Below are 19,514 nucleotides of genomic sequence, written 5' to 3'. Positions count from 1 at the left end.
CCTGATGCGCCAGTTCCTGGGCGCGGGCCTCACGCTCGGAGGCGGGCACATCGCTCAGGTCGAGCACCTCGAGCGGAATGCTGAGGGTCGGAGAGATGACCTGGATGGGCTGGCCATCGCGAGAGGAGAAGGTGGTTCGCAGGGACTCGTGACGGGCCACGAGCGCCTCGAAGGCGCGGCGCAGCGCCTCGGTGTCCAATCGGCCGGAGAACCGGAGGGCCGAGGGGATGTTGTAGACGGGGCTGCCAGGCTCGAGCTGATCGAGGAACCACAGGCGCTGCTGCGAGAAGGCGAGCGGGATATCACTCGTGCGTCCGATGGAGATCAGGGGTGACGCCCGTGACGAACTCCTTGAGGACTGGGCCTCGTCGAGCTTGGTGGCGAGCGCGGAGAGGGTGGAGGCCTCGAAGAGGGCGCGCACGGGCAGCTCCACCTGGAAGGTGGTGCGCAGGCGAGAGAGGACTCGGGTAGCGAGCAGGGAGTGGCCACCCAGCTCGAAGAAGTTGTCTTCGGCACCCACTCGGGGCACGGAGAGGACCTCGGACCAGATGGAGGCGAGCTTCTCCTCGGTGGGCGTGCGCGGGGCGATGTACCCGGCGGCGGTGTCGTTGCTGGCCTCCGGAGCGGGCAGAGCCTTGCGGTTGATCTTGCCGTTGGGGGTGAGAGGCAGCTGCTCGAGCACAACGAAGACAGAGGGAACCATGTGCTCAGGGAGGTGCTGCTTGAGGTGGGTGCGAAGCTCTGAGGTGGAGGGGGCCTGAGGGCCGGAGGGAGTGAGGTAGGCCACCAGACGCTTGTCACCGGGCCTGTCCTCGCGGGCGACGACGACGACCTGACGGACGCCGGGGTGCGTGTCGAGGACGGACTCGATTTCACCCAGCTCGATGCGGAAGCCGCGCACCTTTACCTGGAAGTCGGTGCGGCCCAGGTACTCCAGGTTGCCGTTGGCGCGGTACTTCGCCAGGTCGCCGGTGCGGTACATGCGGGCGCCCGGGGTGGAGCTGAACGGGTCCGGGATGAACTTCTCAGCGGTGAGCTCCGGGCGGCCGAGGTAGCCGCGGGAGACGCAGGCGCCGCCGATGAAGACCTCACCAGGGACACCAGTGGGGACAGGCTGCAGCCGCTCGTCGAGCAGGTACACCTGAGTGCCGGAGATGGGACGGCCGATGGTGGGGGGCTTGTCGGAGTGGCGAAGGGTGAAGGTGGAGTAGGTGGTGGTCTCGGAGGGGCCGTAGAGGTCGTAGACGAGAGAGAGGCCAGGCTGGCGGTAGAGCTGCTGGACGAGAGAGGTGGCCAGAGGCTCACCAGCGAGGTTGACGACGCGGACGGAGGAGGGGAGGCCACCGGAGCGCAACAGCTCCGACATGGCAGAGGGGACGGTGTTGACGAGGGAGACGCGCTGAGCGGCAGGAAGGGAGGGCAACTCCAGAGCATTGCCAGCGAGGATGACGGTGCCGCCGAGGCTCAGGGGGAGGAAGAGCTCGAAGACGGACAAGTCGAAGGCAATGGAGGTGGAGGCGAGCAAACCGGAGAGGAGCTCCGGAGAGAAGACAGTGCGAGCCCAGGAGAGGAAGGAGACGGCGTTGCGGTGCTCGATGGAGACGCCCTTGGGGCGGCCGGTGCTGCCGGAGGTGTAGATGAGGTAGGCGAGGTTGCTGCTGAAAGCCGCACGGGAGGGGTTGCTGGTGCTGGCACGAGCGAGGACGTCGGAGTCCTTGTCGAGCAGCAGGACGTGAGCGGAATGCTCAGGGAGGCTTGCAGTCACCTCGGACTGTGCGACGAGGAAGCGCAGTTGTGCGTCCTCGACGATGAAGCCCAGGCGCTCGCGGGGGTAGGCGGGGTCGAGGGGGACGTAGAGGCCACCAGCCTTGAGGATGCCGAGCAGACCGACGACGAGGTCAGCGGAGCGCCTGGAGCAGATGCCCACGGGCGTCTCGGTGGTGACGCCGAGAGCGCGCAGGGAGTGAGCGAGCTGGTTGGCGCGGGTGTTGAGCTGTGTGTAGGTGAGCGAGTGCGTGCTGTCGACGAGGGCCTCGGCATCGGGAGTGCGCAGGACCTGGGACTCGAAGAGCTCGTGGAGGGTGGCCTCGCGCGGGTAGTCGAGGGGGATGTTGTTCCACTCCACCAGGAGCTTGTGCTTCTCAGCCGAGGAGAGAAGGGGCAGCTCGGGGAGGCGCGTCTCCGGGTTGGAGACGGCGGCTTCGAGCAGAATGCGCAGGTGCTCCATGGCCCTGGCCACGGTGTCGTGCTCGAAGAGGTCGGTGTTGTACTCGAGACCTCCGGCGAAACCATCCGGCGTGTCGGCGAGCGCGAGCGACCAGTCGAACTTGGCCGTGTCGCTCCTCATCTCCATGGGACGCAGGGCAAGACCCGGGAGCTTCAGGGCCTCGGACGGTGCGTTCTGCAGGATGAACATCACCTGGAAGAAGGGCGAGCGGCTGAGGTCTCGCTGAGGCTGGAGCTCCTCGACGAGCTTCTCGAAGGGCAGGTCCTGGTGCTCGTAGGCGGCCAGGGTGGTGTCACGCACCTGGAGGAGCAGCTCGCGGAAGGAGGCCTCCGGAGAGAGGCGAGAGCGCAGGACGAGGGTGTTGATGAAGAAGCCGATGAGGCCTTCGAGCTCGGTGTTGCGGCGGCCGGCGATGGGAGAGCCGACGGAGATGTCGTCCTGGCGAGAGTAGCGGGAGAGCAGCACCTGGAAGCCAGCCAGGAGCGTCATGAAGGGGGTGACGCCCAAGCGGGTGGAGAGGGATTTGAGAGACTCGGAAAGGGCCTTGGGCAGAGAGACGGGAATGCTGCTGCCGCGGAACGTCTGCACGGGAGGCCGAGGCTTGTCGGTGCTCAGCTCCAGGTGCGCCGGGGCGCCGGAGAGCTGCTGCTTCCAGTAGCGCAGCTGCGAGTCGAGTGCCTCACCCTGCAGCCAAGAGCGCTGCCAGAGAGCGAAGTCGGGGTACTGGATGGGCAGGGGCGGCAGGGACGGCTGCTGGCCTGAAGCGAAGGCGGCGTAGAGAGCGGCGACCTCACGCACGAGCACGCCCATGGACCAACCGTCGGAGACGATGTGATGCAGGGTGACGAGCAGCACATGGTCGTCAGAAGCCAGACGCAGTAGGGCGGCACGCAGGAGCGGACCGTGGGCCAGCTCGAAGGGGCGCTGGGCCTCCTGGCGGGTCAGCTCGTGAGCCTGGGCCTCGCGCTCGGAGGCGAGCACATCGCTCAGGTCGACCACCTCGAGCGGCATGGCGAGGGTTGGAGCGATGAGCTGGACGGGCTGACCGTCGCGAGAGGCGAAGGTGGTGCGCAGGGACTCGTGACGGGCCACGAGCGCCTCGAAGGCGCGGCGCAGCGCCTCGGTGTCCAATCGGCCGGAGAGTCTGAGCGCGACGGGGATGTTGTAGACGGGATTGCCGGGCTCGAGCTGGTCGAGGAACCACAGCCGCTGCTGCGAAAAGGCGAGCGGAATGTCATCCGTATGCGCCGCCGGGCGCAGCGGAGGCGCTTGCAGCGCGTTCGGGTTCTGGCGGCTGCGTGTGTCGTCCAGCTTCCGTGCGAGCGCGGAGAGGGTGGGTGCCTCGAAGAGCGCCCGCACGGGCAGCTCCAACTGGAAGGTGGTGCGCACGCGCGAGAGGACCTGGGTGGCCAACAGGGAGTGGCCTCCCAGCTCGAAGAAGCTGTCCTCGGAACCCACTCGGGGGACGGAGAGGATCTCGGACCAGATGCCGGCGAGCAGCTCCTCGGTGGGCGTGCGCGGGGCGATGTACTCGGCGGCGGAGGTGCTGGCCTCCGGGGCGGGCAGGGCCTTCCTGTCCACCTTGCCGTTGGGCGTGAGCGGCACCTGCTCGAGCGCCACGAAGGCGGAGGGCACCATGTACTCGGGCAGGTGCTCCTTGAGGTAGGCGCGCAGCTCGGAGGCGGTGGGCGCCTGCTGCTGCGAGGGCACGACATAGGCCACCAGGCGTTTGTCGCCGGGCTTGTCCTCTCGGACGAGGACGATGCCCTGACGCACACCCGGGTGCTTGTCGAGCACGGACTCGAGCTCCCCCAACTCGATGCGGAAGCCTCGCACCTTTACCTGGAAGTCGGTGCGGCCCAGGTACTCCAGGTTGCCATCGGCGCGGTAGCGGACGAGGTCACCGGTACGGTAGAGGCGCGCTCCGGGGACACCACTGTAGGGATTGGGCAGGAACTTCTCGGCGGTGAGCTCCGGACGGTGCAGGTAGCCGCGGGAGACACCCACGCCGCCGATATAGAGCTCGCCCGGCACGCCGGTGGGGACCGGTTGCAGACGCTCGTCCAGGACGTACAGCTGGAAGTTGGGCAGCGGCCGGCCAAGGGGGGGGCGCTGGCCGTCGGGCTCGCAGGTGGCGAGGGTGGCGCAGACCGTGGTCTCCGTGGGCCCATAGCCGTTGAGGAAGCGGCGCTGGGGTGAGGCCCAGCGAGCGACGAGCTCCGGGGAACAAGCCTCGCCAGCGGACACCACGGTGTGCAGCTCGTCCAGCCCGTCGGGAGGCAGCACGGCCAGCAGGGACGGTGGGAAGGTGACGACGTTGATGGACTGTTCGCGCAGCAGGGCCTGCAGGGCGGGCCCTGGCAGCAACGTGTCACGGCGGGCCAGACAGAGCGTCGCGCCAGACAACAGGGTGACGGCGACCTCGGAGACGGAGGCGTCGAAGCTGAAGGAGGCGAACTGCAGCACGCGGCTGCCAGGGCGGATGCCGAAAGCGCGAGCCTGGGCGAGGACGAGGTTGGGCACGCCTCGGTGGGGCACCATCACGCCCTTGGGCCGGCCGGTGCTGCCCGAGGTGTAGATGATGTAGGCGAGGTTGTCCGGTGTGACGCGGGAACGAGGCGGCGTGGTGCTGTGGCCCGGCAGGGAAAGCCCGTCGGCGTCGAGCTGGAGCACCGGGCCGGAGAAGGCGGGCAGGGAGTCCCGCAGGTGGGCCTGGGTGAGGAGCAGCGGAGCGCCGCAGTCCTCCAGCATGAAGGCGAGGCGCTCTCGCGGGTGGGACGGCTCCAGCGGCACGTAGGTGCCACCGGCCTTGAGGATGCCCAGCAGGCCGATGACCATCTCTAGAGAGGGCTCGACGCAGAGGGCCACCGGGATGTCGGGACCAACGCCGAGGCTCAGCAGGGTATGGGCGAGCTGGTTGGCACGAGCGTCGAGCTCGGCGTAGGTGAGCGAGTGCTGGCCGAAGAGGACGGCGAGGGCGCCGGGTGTCCGTGCGGCCTGGGCCGCGAACAGCTCATGAACGAGGGCGTCGTGCGGGTAGTCGGCGCGAGTGTCATTGAGCTCGACGAGGAGCTTGTGCTTCTCGGCCTGGGAGAGAAGGGGCAGCTCGGAGAGGCGCGTCTCCGGGTTGGAGACGGCGGCCTGGAGCAGGAGGCGCAGGTGCTCCATGGCGCGGGCCACGGTGTCTTGCTCGAAGAGGTCGGTGTTGTACTCGAGGGCACCCGAGAAGCCGTTGGGCGTGTCGGTGAGCGCGAGCGTCCAGTCGAACTTGGCCGTGCCGCTCGACTGAGGCAGCGCGCTCAAGGTGAGGCCCGGGAGCGTCAGTGCCTCGGAGGGAGCGTTCTGCAGGACGAACATCACCTGGAAGAAGGGCGAGCGGCTGAGATCGCGCTGGGGCTGGAGCTCCTCGACGAGCTTCTCGAAGGGTACGTCCTGGTGCTCGTAGGCGCCGAGGGTAGCGTCGCGAACCTGGAGCAACAGCTCGCGGAAGGAAGCCTCCGGAGAGACGCGAGAGCGCAGGACGAGGGTGTTGACGAAGAAGCCGATGAGCCCCTCGAGCTCGGTGTTGCGGCGGCCGGCGATGGGAGAGCCGACGGAGATGTCGTCCTGGCGAGAGTAGCGGGAGAGGAGAACCTGGAAGCCAGCCAGGAGCGTCATGAAGGGGGTGACGCCCAGGCGGGTGGACAGGGACTTGAGAGAATCGGAAAGGGCCTTGGGCAGGGAGACGGGCAGGCTGCTGCCGCGGAAGGTCTGCACGGCAGGCCGGGGCTTGTCGGTGCTCAGCTCCAGGTGGGGAGCGGCGTCACCCAACTGCTGCTTCCAATAACGCAGCTGCGAGTCGAGAACCTCACCCTGGAGCCACTGGCGCTGCCAGCGGGCGAAGTCGGGGTACTGGATGGGGAGCGGCTGCAGGAAGGGCTGCCGGCCGGAGGCAAAGGCGGCGTAGAGAGCAACCACCTCGCGAACGAGCACACCCATGGACCAACCGTCGGAGACGATGTGGTGCATGGTGACGAGCAGCACGTGGTCGTCTGAGGCCAGACGCAACACGCTCGTACGCAGGAGCGGGCCGTGGCGCAGGTCGAAGGGACGTTGGGCTTCCTGTCGGGCCAGTTCGTGGGCCCGCGCTTCACGCTCGGAGGTGGGCACATCGCTCAGGTCGAGCACCTCGAGGGGAACGGAGAGGGTCGGAGCGATGACCTGGATGGGCTGGCCATCGCGGGAGGCGAAGGTGGTGCGCAAGGACTCGTGACGGGCGACGAGTGCCTGGAAGGCGCGGCGCAGCGCCCCGGTGTCGAGGTTTCCGGAGAGCCGGAGGGCAGAGGGGACGTTGTAGACGGGACTGCCGGGCTCGAGCTGATCGAGGAACCACAGGCGCTGTTGGGAGAAGGCGAGAGGGGTGTCATCCGTGCGCTTGGTGGAGAGCAGGTGCACGGCCCGCGGCGAGCTCCCCGACGACCGGGCTGCGTCGAGCTTTCGTGCGAGAGCGGAGAGGGTGGGTGCCTCGAAGAGGGCACGCACGGATAGCTCCACCTGGAAGGCGGTACGCAGGCGGGAGACGACGCGGGTGGCGAGCAGCGAGTGGCCGCCCAGCTCGAAGAAGTTCTCCTCGGCACCGACGCGAGGCACGGAGAGGACCTCGGACCAGATGGAGGCGAGCAGCTCCTCGGTGGGCGTGCGCGGGGCGATGTATTCGGCCTCGGAGGCGGTGGCCTCCGGGACAGGGAGCGCTCGGCGGTCGAGCTTGCCATTGGGGCTGAGTGGGAGTTGCTCGAGCACCACGAAGGCCGAGGGCACCATGTACTCGGGCAGGTGTTGCTGGAGTGCGGAGCGCAGGGTGCTGGCGTCCAGCGAGTGGCCTTCTGCGGCGGTGAGATAGGCCACCAGACGCTGGTTGCCGGGGATGTCCTCACGCGCCAGGACCACGGCCTGACGTACGCCGGGGAGCTGGCAGAGGGCGGACTCGATTTCACCCAGCTCGATGCGCTGGCCACGCACCTTCACCTGGAAGTCGATGCGGCCCAGGTACTCGAGGTTGCCGCCAGCCAACCAGCGCACCCTGTCACCGGTGCGGTACATGCGCGCGCCCGGCGTGGAGCTGAAGGGGTTGGGGAGGAAGCGCTCCGCGGTGAGGTGGGGACGGCCGAGGTAGCCACGGGCCAGCTGGGCGCCGCCGATGAAGAGCTCGCCGGGCACGCCCACGGGCACGGGCTGGAGCGCTGCGTCCAGCACGTACACCTGGGTGTTGGTGACGGGGCGGCCAATGGGAATAGAGGGGCCGGACGCCTCGGCCGTGGCATGGGCGAAGGTGGCGTCGATGGTCGCCTCGGTGGGGCCGTAGAGGTTGACCAGCCGCACCCGGGGCAGCGTCGCCGAGAGCCGGGGAGCCAATTGGGAGGGCAGCGCCTCACCGCCGCAGAAGAGCCAGCGCAGGTGGGAGGCCTGGGAGAGCGCGGGCTCGTCCAGCAGGAAGCGCAGCATCGAGGGCACTACCTGGAGCACGGAGACGCGCTGGCGCAGCACGCACTCGACGAGTGCGGCCGGATCGCGGTGGGCCTCGGGCGGGGCGAGCACCAGGGGCGCGCCTACCATCAGCGGAGCCCAGCACTCCCAGACGGAGGCGTCGAAGGAGAGGGGCGTCTTGAGCAGCACCCGGTGCTCGGCGGTGAAGCCGAAGGTGGAGAGCAGCCAGGCCATGTGGTTGGCCAGGGCGCGGTGGGTGATGAGCGTGCCCTTGGGCTGGCCGGTGCTGCCCGAGGTGTAGATGGCGTAGGCGGGAGAGTCGGCGTGGACGCCCGAGGCCAGGGGCGAGGAGGGAAGGGGCGCGATGGACTGCTGCCACTGGGAGTCGAGGCACACGAGGGTGGGCCCGGCGGGCAGCAGCGAGGCGAGGGCGTGCTGGGTGAGAAGCACCGAGGCGCCGCAGTCCTGGAGCATGAAGCTCAGTCGCTCGGCGGGGTAGGAGGGATCGAGAGGGACGTAGGTGGCGCCTGCCTTGAGGATGGCGAGCAGGGCCACGGGCATGTCGGGGGATCGCTCCAGGCAGAGGGCGACGCGGACTTCAGGGCCGACGCCCAGCGAGCGCAGGTAATGGGCGAGCTGGTTGGAGCGCGAGTCGAGCTCCGCGTAGGAGAGCTGGCCGGAGTCGAAGAGGAGGGCGGGGGCGTCGGGAGTACGGCGAGCCTGGGCCTGGAAGAGCTGGTGGACGAAGACGTCGTGCGAGGATGGCGCGGCGGTGTCGTTCCAGGCGACCAACACCTGCTGGCGCTCCTCGGCGGTGAGGAGGGACAGGTCGGCGATGGCGGTGTCGGGCCGGGTGGTGAGGGCCTCCAGGAGCACCTGGTAGTGGCGCATCATCCGGGCCACCGTGCCAGCTTCGAACAGGTCGGTGTTGTAGGTGGCGGTGCCGTTCAGGCCCTCGGAGCCCTCGGTCAGGGTCAGCGAGAGCTCGAACTTGGCGGTGGCGTCCTCGAGCTCCACCGGGCGCAAGGCCAGGCCCGGCAGTCGGAGCTCACCCATCGGGGCGTTCTGCAGGGTGAACATCGCCTGGAAGAGGGGCGAGCGATCCAGAGAGCGCTGAGGAGAGAGTTCCTCGACGAGCTTCTCGAAGGGGATGTCCTGGTGCTCGTAGGCGGAGAGGGTGGTGTGACGCACCTGGCGGAGCACATCGCGGAAGGAGGCCGTGGGGGACAGGCGCGAGCGCAGGACGAGTGTGTTGACGAAGAAGCCGATGAGTCCCTCGAGCTCGATGCCGCGGCGGCCGGCAATGGGCGAGCCGACGGAGAGGTCATCCTGGCCGGAGTAGCGGTGCAGCAGGACCTGGAAGCCTGCCAGCAGCGTCATGAAGAGGCTGACACCGTGTTGCTTGCTGGTGGTGGAGAGCGCCTCGGAGAGCGCGGGCGGTAGCCGGAAGGAGTGTTGGGCGCCGCGGTAACCGCGGATGGCGGGACGGGGCTTGTCGGTGGGCAACTCCAGCGACAGGGGGGCGCCAGAAAGCTGCTGCTTCCAGTAGCCGAGTTGTGCGTCGAGCACCTCACCCCGCAGCCACGAGCGTTGCCAGAGGGCGAAGTCGGCATACTGGATGGGCGGGGGCGGCAGGTGGGGCTTCTGGCCAGAAGTGAAGGCCGTGTACAGCTCGGTCACCTCGCGTACGAGCACACCCGTGGACCAACCGTCCGACACGATGTGGTGCAGGGTGGCCAGCAGGACATGGTCATCCGGAGCCAGGCGCAGCAGGCTGGTGCGCACCAGCGGACCGTTGGTCAAAGCAAAGGGGCGTTGGGCCTCCTGATGGGCCAGCTCGCGAGCCCGGGCCTCGCGCTCGGAGGCGGGCACGTCCTGCAGCTCCCGCACCTCGAGCGGAATGGAGAGCGCCGGAGCAATCTGCTGGACGGGCTCACCATCGCGGGCCGCGAAGGTGGTGCGCAGCGACTCGTGACGGCGCACGATTTCGTCAAAGGAGCGGCGCAGGGCCTCGATGTCGAGCTGGCCGGAGAGCCGGAGCGCCACGGGGATGTTGTAGACGGGGCTGCCGGGCTCGAGCTGGTCGAGGAACCACACCCGCTGCTGGGCGAAGGCCAGCGGGATGTCCCTCGGGCGAGGCACGGGCCGCGGCACGGGCGCCTGGAGCACATTCTGGCTCTGGTTGGCGCGGGCCTCGTCGAGCTTGGTGGCGAGTGCGGAGAGGGTGGGAGCCTCGAAGAGGGCGCGCACGGGCAGCTCCACCTGGAAGGCGGCGCGCAGGCGGGAGATGACCCGGGTGGCCAGCAGCGAGTGGCCGCCGAGCTCGAAGAAGTTGTCCTCGGCACCCACTCGGGGCACGGACAGGACCTCGGACCAGATGGAGGCGAGTTTCTCCTCGGTGGGAGTGCGCGGGGCGACGTACTCGGCACCGGAGTTTGCAGGGGCCTCCGGAGCGGGAAGGGCCTTGCGGTTGATCTTGCCGTTGGGGGTGAGAGGCAGCTGCTCGAGCACAACGAAGACGGAGGGCACCATGTGCTCAGGGAGGTGCTGCTTGAGGTGGGTGCGAAGCTCCGAGGTGGAGGGGGCCTGAGCGCTGGAGGGAGTGAGGTAGGCCACCAGACGCTTGTCACCGGGCCTGTCCTCGCGGGCGACGACGACGACCTGACGGACGCCGGGGTGAGTGTCGAGGACGGACTCGATTTCACCCAGCTCGATGCGGAAGCCACGCACCTTCACCTGGAAGTCGGTGCGGCCCAGGTACTCCAGGTTGCCGTTGGCGCGGTACTTCGCCAGGTCGCCGGTGCGGTACATGCGGGCGCCCGGGGTGGAGCTGAACGGGTCCGGGATGAACTTCTCAGCGGTGAGCTCCGGGCGGCCGAGGTAGCCGCGGGAGACGCCGGCGCCGCCGATGAAGACCTCACCAGGGACACCAGTGGGGACAGGCTGCAGCCGCTCGTCGAGCAGGTACACCTGAGTGCCGGAGATGGGACGGCCGATGGTGGGGGGCTTGTCGGAGTGGCGAAGGGTGAAGGTGGAGTAGGTGGTGGTCTCGGAGGGGCCGTAGAGGTCGTAGACGAGAGAGAGGCCAGGCTGGCGGTAGAGCTGCTGGACGAGAGAGGTGGCCAGAGGCTCACCAGCGAGGTTGACGACGCGGACGGAGGAGGGGAGGCCACCGGAGCGCAACAGCTCCGACATGGCAGAGGGGACGGTGTTGACGAGGGAGACGCGCTGAGCGGCAGGAAGGGAGGGCAACTCCAGAGCATTGCCAGCGAGGATGACGGTGCCGCCGAGGCTCAGGGGGAGGAAGAGCTCGAAGACGGACAAGTCGAAGGCAATGGAGGTGGAGGCGAGCAAACCGGAGAGGAGCTCCGGAGAGAAGACGGTGCGAGCCCAGGAGAGGAAGGAGACGGCGTTGCGGTGCTCGATGGAGACGCCCTTGGGGCGGCCGGTGGAGCCCGAGGTGTAGATGAGGTAGGCGAGGTTGCTGCTGAAAGCCGCACGGGAGGGGTTGCTGGTGCTGGAGCGAGAGAGGGACTCGGAGTCCTTGTCGAGCAGCAGGACGTGAGCGGAGTGCTCAGGCAGGCTTGCAGTCACCTCGGACTGTGCGACGAGGAAGCGCAGTTGAGCGTCCTCGATGATGAAGCCCAGGCGCTCGCGAGGGTAGGCGGGGTCCAACGGGACGTAGAGGCCGCCGGCCTTGAGGATGCCGAGCAGACCGACGACGAGGTCAGCGGAGCGCCTGGAGCAGATGCCCACGGGCGTCTCGGTGGTGACGCCGAGAGCGCGCAGGGAGTGAGCGAGCTGGTTGGCGCGGGCGTTGAGCTGTGCGTAGGTGAGCGAGCGCGTGCCGTCGACGAGGGCCTCGGCGTCAGGGGTGCGCAGGACCTGGGCCTCGAAGAGCTCGTGGAGGGTGGCCTCGCGAGGGTAGTCGAGGGGGATGTTGTTCCACTCCACCAGGAGCCTGTGCTTCTCAGCCGCGGAGAGAAGGGGCAGCTCGGAGAGGCGAGTCTCCGGGTTGGAGACGGCGGCCTCGAGCAGAATGCGCAGGTGCTCCATGGCCCTGGCCACGGTGTCGTGCTCGAAGAGGTCGGTGTTGTACTCGAGAGCACCCGAGAAGCCGTTGGGCGTGTCGAGAAGAGAGAGAGTCCAGTCGAACTTGGCTGTCCCACTCGACTGCGGCAGCGCGCTCAAGGTGAGGCCCGGGAGCGTCAGCGCCTCGGAGGGAGCGTTCTGCAGGATGAACATCACCTGGAAGAGGGGAGGGCGGCTGAGGTCTCGCTGAGGCTGGAGCTCCTCGACGAGCTTCTCGAAGGGAACGTCCTGGTGCTCGTAGGCCGCCAGGGTGGTGTTGCGCACCTGGAGCAACAGTTCGCGGAAGGAGGCCTCCGGAGAGAGGCGAGAGCGTAGGACGAGGGTGTTGATGAAGAAGCCGATGAGGCCTTCGAACTCGGTGTTGCGGCGGCCGGCGATGGGAGAGCCGACGGAGATGTCGTCCTGGCGAGAGTAGCGGGAGAGGAGAACCTGGAAGCCAGCCAGGAGCGTCATGAAGGGGGTGACGCCCAGGCGGGTGGAGAGGGACTTGAGAGAATCGGAAAGGGCCTTGGGCAGGGAGACGGGCAGGCTGCTGCCGCGGAAGGTCTGCACGGGAGGCCGAGGCTTGTCGGTGCTCAGCTCCAGGTGGGGAGCGGCGTCACCCAACTGCTGCTTCCAATAGCGCAGCTGCGAGTCGAGAACCTCACCCTGGAGCCACTGGCGCTGCCAGCGGGCGAAGTCGGGGTACTGGATGGGGAGCGGCGGCAGGAAGGGCTGCTGGCCGGAGGCGAAAGCGGCGTAGAGGGAGGCGACCTCGCGAACGAGCACGCCCATGGACCAACCGTCGGAGACGATGTGGTGCATGGTGACGAGCAGCACGTGGTCGTCTGCGGCCAGACGCAACACGCTCGTGCGCATGAGCGGGCCGTGGCGCAGGTCGAAGGAATGCTGGGCCTCTCGCTGCGCAAGAGCCTGGGCGCGCGACTCACGCTCGGAGGCGGGTACATCGCTCAGGTCGAGCACCTCGAGGGGGACAGAGAGGGTCGGAGTGATGACCTGGATGGGCTGACCATCGCGGGAGGTGAAGGTGGTGCGCAGGGACTCGTGACGGGCGACGAGCGCCTCGAAGGCGCGGCGCAGCGCCTGGGTGTCCAACTGGCCGGAGAACCGGAGGGCCAAGGGGATGTTGTAGACGGGATTGCCGGGCTCGAGCTGGTCGAGGAACCACAGCCGCTGCTGTGAGAAGGCGAGCGGGAGGTCACTCGTGCCCAGCGCCGGACGCAGCAGTGGCGCTTGCAGCGCATTCGGCTTCTGGCGGCTGCGTGCGTCGTCGAGCTTCTGGGCGAACGCGGAGAGGGTGGAGGCCTCGAAGAGGGAGCGAACGGGCAGCTCCACCTGGAAGGCGGTGCGCAGGCGAGAGAGGACGCGGGTGGCCAGCAGCGAGTGGCCGCCCAGCTCGAAGAAGTTGTCCTCAGCGCCCACTCGAGGCACGGAGAGGACCTCGGACCAGATGGAGGCGAGCTTCTCCTCGGTGGGCGTGCGAGGGGCGATGTACTCGGCGGCGGAGGTTGCGGCCTCGGGCGCAGGCAGGGCCTTCCTGTCCACCTTGCCGTTGGCGGTGATAGGCACCTGCTCCAGCGCGACGAAGGCGGAGGGCACCATGTACTCGGGCAGGTGCTCCTTGAGGTAGGCACGCAGCTCGGAGGCAGAGGGCGCCTGCTGCTGCGAGGGCACGACATAGGCCACCAGGCGCTTGTCGCCGGGCCTGTCCTCGCGGGCCAGCACGACGGACTGACGCACGCCGGGGTGCTTGTCGAGGACGGACTCGATTTCACCCAGCTCAATGAGGAAGCCGCGCAGCTTCACCTGGGAGTCGAGGCGGCCGAGGAAGTCGAGAGTGCCGTTGGCCAGCCAGCGCACCTGGTCGCCGGTGCGGTAGAGGCGCTCGCCCGGCAGGTGGGCGAAGGGGTTGGGGATGAACCGCTCTGCGGTGAGCTCCGGACGGTGGAGGTAGCCCCAACCCAGGCCATCGCCGCCGATGTAGAGCTCGCCAGGCACGCCGGTGGGCACTGGCTGCAGGCGAGAGTCCAACACGTACACCTGGGTGTTGGAGATGGGGCGGCCGATAGAGACGCTGGGGCCTACCTGCTCCAAGCCCGTGAGCGTGTGGGTCGTGGCGAAGGTGGTGCTCTCGGTGGGGCCGTAGCCGTTGACGAGCAGGCCATGGGCCAGGCGCGCCTTGACGCGCTCCGGGGAGAGCACGTCACCCCCGGCAAGCACCTGGCGCACGTGGGAGAGTGACTCGGACTGAGTGGCCACCATCTGGTCGAAGAGGGCCGCGGTGAGCCAGAGGGTGGTGACGTGGTGCTGACGAAGGGCCGCGCCTAGCTCTTCGAAGGAAGGCGAGTGCGGGGGCAGGACGACGAGCCTGCCGCCGTGCAACAGACTGCCCCACAGCTCGAAGGTGGCGGCGTCGAAGGAGATGGGGGCCAGCTGGAGAATGACTTCGCTGGGGCCGAGCTGGGCGAAGTCGGAGCCCATGACGAGGCGGACGACGCCGCGGTGGGGAATGCACACGCCCTTGGGTCTGCCGGTGGAGCCCGAGGTGTACATGACGTAGGCCAGCGAGTCGGCGGAGACGCTGATGCCCAGAGAGGCCTCACTCTCGTGCGAGATGCGGTGCCAGTCGGAGTCGAGCAGCACCTGACGGGCGTTGTGTGAGGGCAGGCGCTCGGCGAGGTGGCGCTGGGCGAGCAGCAGGAGAGGCTTGACGTCCTGGAGCATGAACTCCAGGCGCTCGCGGGGGTAGGAGGAGTCGAGGGGGACGTAGGCGCCGCCGGCCTTGAGGATGGCGAGGGTGGCGACAACCATCTCCAGGGAGCGCTCGACACACAGGGCCACGGGCATGCCGGGCTTGAGGCCCAGGTGGTGCAAGTGGTGGGCGAGCTGATTGGAGCGAGCGTCGAGCTGGGCGTAGGTGAGGAGAGCGCCCTCGAACTCCACGGCGATGGCGCTCGGAGTACGGGCGGCCTGGGCCTCGAAGAGGGCGTGGATGGTGGACTGGCGCGGGTAGTCCACGCGCGTGTCGTTCCACGCCACCAGCAGCTTGTGCTTCTCGGCCTCCGGCAGCAAGGGCAGCCGGGACACGGGCACCTCGGGCGTGGCCACGGCCGCGGAGAGGAGCACCTGGAGGTGCTCGGCCATGCGGGAGATGGTCTCCGGCTCGAAGAGGTCGGTGTTGTACTCGAGGATGCCGCGCAGCCCGCCCGGGCTCTCCACCATGAAGAGGGACAGGTCGAACTTGGAGATGCCGCCCTCGAAAGCCAACGGCGAGAGCTCGAGCCCGTTCAGCGCCAGCGGGGGAATCGGCATGTTCTGCAGGGCGAACAGCACCTGGAACAGCGGCGAGCGGCTGGGGTCGCGCTGCGGCTGGAGCTCCTCGACGAGCTTCTCGAAGGGCAGGTCCTGGTGCTCGTAGGCGCTCAGGGTGGTGTCACGCACCTGGAGCAGCAGGTCGCGGAAGGAAGCCTCCGGCTGGATGCGCGAGCGCAGGACGAGGGTGTTGACGAAGAAGCCGATGAGCCCCTCGAGCTCCGTGGTGTGGCGTCCGGCGATAGGAGAGCCGACAGCGAGATCGTTCTGTCCGCTGTAGCGAGAGAGCAGAACCTGGAAGCCGGCCAGCACGGTCATGAAGAGGCTGACGCCGTGCTGCTTGCTGGTGGCCGCGAGCGCCTCGGAGAGCGCGAGCGGTAGCTGGAAGGTGTGCTGCGCGCCGCGGACCGTCTGGACGGGCGGCCGCGGCTTGTCAGTGGACAGCTCCAGGTGAGCGGGAGCGCCGGAGAGCTGCTGCTTCCAGTAGTCGAGCTGGGCCTTGAGTGCTTCACCCTGCAACCACGAGCGCTGCCAGTGGGCGAAGTCCGCGTACTGCACGGGCAGCGGCGGCAGGTTGGGCTGCTGACCGGAAGTGAAGGCGGCGTAGAGCGCGGCCATCTCGCGCACGAGCACGCCCAGGGACCAGCCGTCGGAGATGATGTGGTGCTGGGTGATGAGCAGCACGTGCTCATCCGCAGCCAGGCGCAGCAGGCACGTGCGCACGAGCGGGCCGTGGGCCAGATGGAAGGGGCGCTGCGCCTCCTGACGGAGCAGCTCGCCAGCGCGGGCCTCTCGCTCGGAGGCGGGCACCTCTTGCAGATCTCGCAGCTCGAGCGGCAGGGACAGCTCCGGGGCAATCACCTGGATGGGCTGTCCCTCGCGGGAGGCGAAGGTGGTGCGCAGGGACTCGTGACGGCGCGCGAGCTCCTGGAAGGCTCGCTGCAGCGCCTCGGTGTCCACCTGGCCCGAGAGCCGGAGCGCGACGGGCATGTTGTAGAGGGGGCTGCCCGGCTCGAACTGATCGAGGAACCACAGCCGCTGCTGAGCGAACGACAGCGGGCGATCACCCGTGCTCGGTGCGGGCCGCAGCGGTGGCGCGTGCTGCATGCCACGGGCTTGCCGGCCCTGTGCTCCGTCAATCCTGCCAGCGAAAGCGCCGAGCGTGGGCGCCTCGAAGAGGGCTCGGATGGGCAGCTCCACCTGGAAGGCGGTGCGCAGGCGGGAGATGACCTGGGTGGCGAGCAGCGAGTGGCCGCCCAGCTCGAAGAAGCTGTCCTCGACGCTCACGCGAGGCACGGAGAGGAGCTCGGCCCAGATGCTGGCGAGCTTCTCCTCGGTGGGCGTACGCGGGGCGATGTACTCAGCGGTGGAGGCGGTGGCCTCCGGAGCGGGGAGGGCGCGGCGCTCGAGCTTGCCGTTGGGGCTGAGGGGGAGCTTCTCCAGCACCACGAAGGCCGAGGGCACCATGTGCTCCGGCAGGCGAGTCTGGAGGAAGGAGCGCAGCTCGGCAGTGGCGGGCGTCTGCTCCGGTGTGGCGACCAGGTAGGCCACCAGCCGCTTGTCTCCGGGCCGATCCTCGCGCACCACCACCGCCACCTGGTGCACCGATGGGTGCTGGGCCAGCGTGGTTTCAATTTCACCCAGCTCGATGCGGTAGCCGCGCACCTTCACCTGGAAGTCGAGCCGGCCCAGGTAGTCGATGGTGCCATCGGGCAACCAGCGCGCCTTGTCGCCCGTGCGGTAGAGCCGGGCGCCGGGCTCGGAGGAGAACGGATCCGGGATGAAGCGTCCGGCGGTGAGGTCCGGGCGGCCCAGGTAGCCTCGGCCCACCTGGGCACCGCCAATGTACAGCTCACCCGCGACGCCCGTGGGCACCAGCCGCAGGTTCGCGTCGAGGATGTAGAGCTGGGTGTTGGCGATGGGGCGGCCGATGGTGACGGAGCCTACGGCGGCATCCTGCGGCAAGACGGTGTGCACGCAGCAGCCCACCACCGTCTCGGTGGGGCCGTACTCATTCACCAGTTGGGTGAGCGGTGCATGCGTGCGCCAGTAGGCGAGCATGTCGGCGGTGAGGGCCTCGCCGCCGATGACGAAGGAGCGGGTGCGGCCAGCGGCCCTGTCAGCGGGAATCTGCTGCTCGAGCAGGCGCAGGTGGCTGGGAGTGAGCTTGACGAGGCTGAAGTTGTCGCCGCTCAGCAGGGCCTGACCGAGGCCCTCGACGCCCTGTGACTCGGGGATGAGGAGGACGGTGCGGCCCACCAAGAGCGGGGCCACGAGGCTGGTGACGGTGAGGTCGAAGGAGAGCGAGGAGTGGACGGGCGAGCCGTTACCCTGGGCAATGGAATAGGCCTGGATGCACCAGAGCAGGTAGTTGACGACGCCGCGGTGCTCCAGCATGGCGCCCTTGGGGCGGCCGGTGCTGCCAGAGGTGAAGATGACGTAGGCCAGGTTGTCCGGCGTGGCCAGGGGCGGAGGCGCATGGCGCGGCTGCGCGGAGATGTCCGCCCAACCCGAGTCCACGCACACCACATGGGCACTCAGCGGGGGGAGACCCGGCAGCAGGCGCTCCTGCACCAGCAACACCGTGGGACGGGCGTCCTCGAGCATCCACCCCAGGCGCTCCTGGGGATAGGACGGGTCCATGGGCACGTAGGCGCCGCCGGCCTTGAGCGTGGCCAGCAGGGAGATGACCATCTCCGGGGTACGTTCCAGGCACAGGCCCACACGGGACTCGGGGCCTACGCCCAGCGAGCGCAGGTGCCAGGCGAGCTGGTTGGCGCGAGCATCGAGCTCGGCATAGGTGAGCGACTGGTCTTCGTACGTGAGGGCCACGGCCTCGGGCGCGCGCTGGACCTGGGCCTCGATGAGCTGGTGCACGCACACGTCACGCGGGTAGTCCGCGGCGGGGCCGCTGCGCTCGACGAGCAGCTCGTGCGTCTCGGCCTCGGTGAGCAGCGGCAGCTCGGAGAGCCGTGCTTCCGGGTGGGCAATGGCCGCCGACAGCAGCACCCGGAAGTGCCCGGCCATGCGGGCAATCGTGCCGGACTCGAAGAGGTCGGTGCTGTACTCGATGCGGCCGGTGAACCCCTCCGGACGATCCGACATCAAGCAGGAGAGCTCGAACGTGGCGCCCCCCGACGCGAGCGGGACGAGGCTCACGTCCAGGCCCGCGACGTTCATCGAGGCGCCCTGCTGCGGCAGGAGCGCGAACGACACCTGGAAGAGAGGATTGCGGCCCGGCTCTCGCGGCGGACGAAGCTCCTGGATGAGCTTCTCGACGGGCACCTCCTGATGGGAGAGCGCTCCCAGTGTGGTCTCGCGGACCTCCTTCAGGAACTCGCGGAAGGGCAGGCTCCCCACCGGGCGCGAGCGCACCACGGTCGTGTTGATGAAGAAGCCGATGAGCCTCTCGAGCTCCGCGTGGCTGCGGCCCGCGACGGGCGTACCGACGCAGATGTCCTCCTGGCCTCCGTAGCGCGACAGCAGCACGTTGAAGGCGGCCATCAGCACCATGAAGCTACTCACGCCTTCACGGGTCGCGAACGCGCGCACCGCGTCCGACAGCTCGCGAGGCAGCGCGAAGAGGTGCTCCTGGCCCCTTCCGGAGAGCGCCGGGGGCCGAGGGTGGTCCGTGGGCATCTCCAGGGCGGTAGGCGTGCCCTCGAGTTGCTTCTTCCAATAGGCGAGCTGCTCCTGGAGGAACGTCCCCTGCAACCGCTCGCGCTGCCAGAGCGCGAAGTCAGGGTACTGGACCGGCAGCGGCGGGAGCGCGAGCGGCTTCCCCGAGGACAGGGCGTCGTAGCAGGCCAGCAACTCACGTGCGAGCACGCCAGCGGACCAGCCGTCCGTGATGATGTGGTGCATCACCACGACCAGCACATGCTCCTGTTCGGCCAGCCGGAGCACCTTGGCTCGAAGCAGGGGCCCGGTGCTCAGCTCGAACGGACGTTGGGCCTCGGCACGTGCCTGCTCCTGGACCGCCTCCTCTCGGCGCTCGGTGGGCAGGGCCGCCAGGTCCACGCGCTCCAGGTGGATGCTGACGGACGGCGCCACTACTTGCTCCGGGCCGTCGTTGCCGGAGCGGAACGTGGTGCGCAGCGACTCGTGCCGCTCTGCCACCGTGCGCAGGGCGCGCTCCAGGACATCCGTGTCGAGCCGGCCCTGGATGCGCAACATGCTGGGCAGGTTGTACGCCGCGCTGTGGGGCTCGAACTGGTGCAGGAGCCACAACCGCTGCTGCGAGAACGATAGGGGCAGGGGGCGCCCCGGCTCGCGCACGCGGTTGCCAGGCCGGGAGACCTTGTTGCCCGCCTGCTCCAACCGTCGCATCAGCTCCGCGCGCTTCTCGGGCGGAAGATTGGCAATACGCTTGGACAGATCGTTCATGACCTGGATGTACTCCGTCAAAAAATGTCGGGCG

At 68.7% G+C, this 19,514-nt stretch carries 1 protein-coding gene (running past one end of the window); it reads right to left on the bottom strand.

Annotation, left to right across the window (positions count from 1 at the left end):
• Positions 1–19,480, bottom strand: the 5' portion of a protein-coding gene (locus tag OV287_RS33345) for a non-ribosomal peptide synthase/polyketide synthase (RefSeq protein ID WP_267538083.1). The gene continues 6,788 nt to the left of window position 1, outside the view; the window shows 19,480 of its 26,268 coding nt (coding positions 1–19,480); it begins with the start codon at positions 19,478–19,480; the stop codon falls past the left edge of the window.
• Positions 19,481–19,514 lie beyond the last annotated feature (34 nt).

Source organism: Archangium lansingense (assembly GCF_026626635.1).
GTDB classification, from domain to species: Bacteria; Myxococcota; Myxococcia; order Myxococcales; family Myxococcaceae; genus Archangium; species Archangium lansingense.
This window is presented reverse-complemented; position numbering and strand designations above follow the sequence as displayed.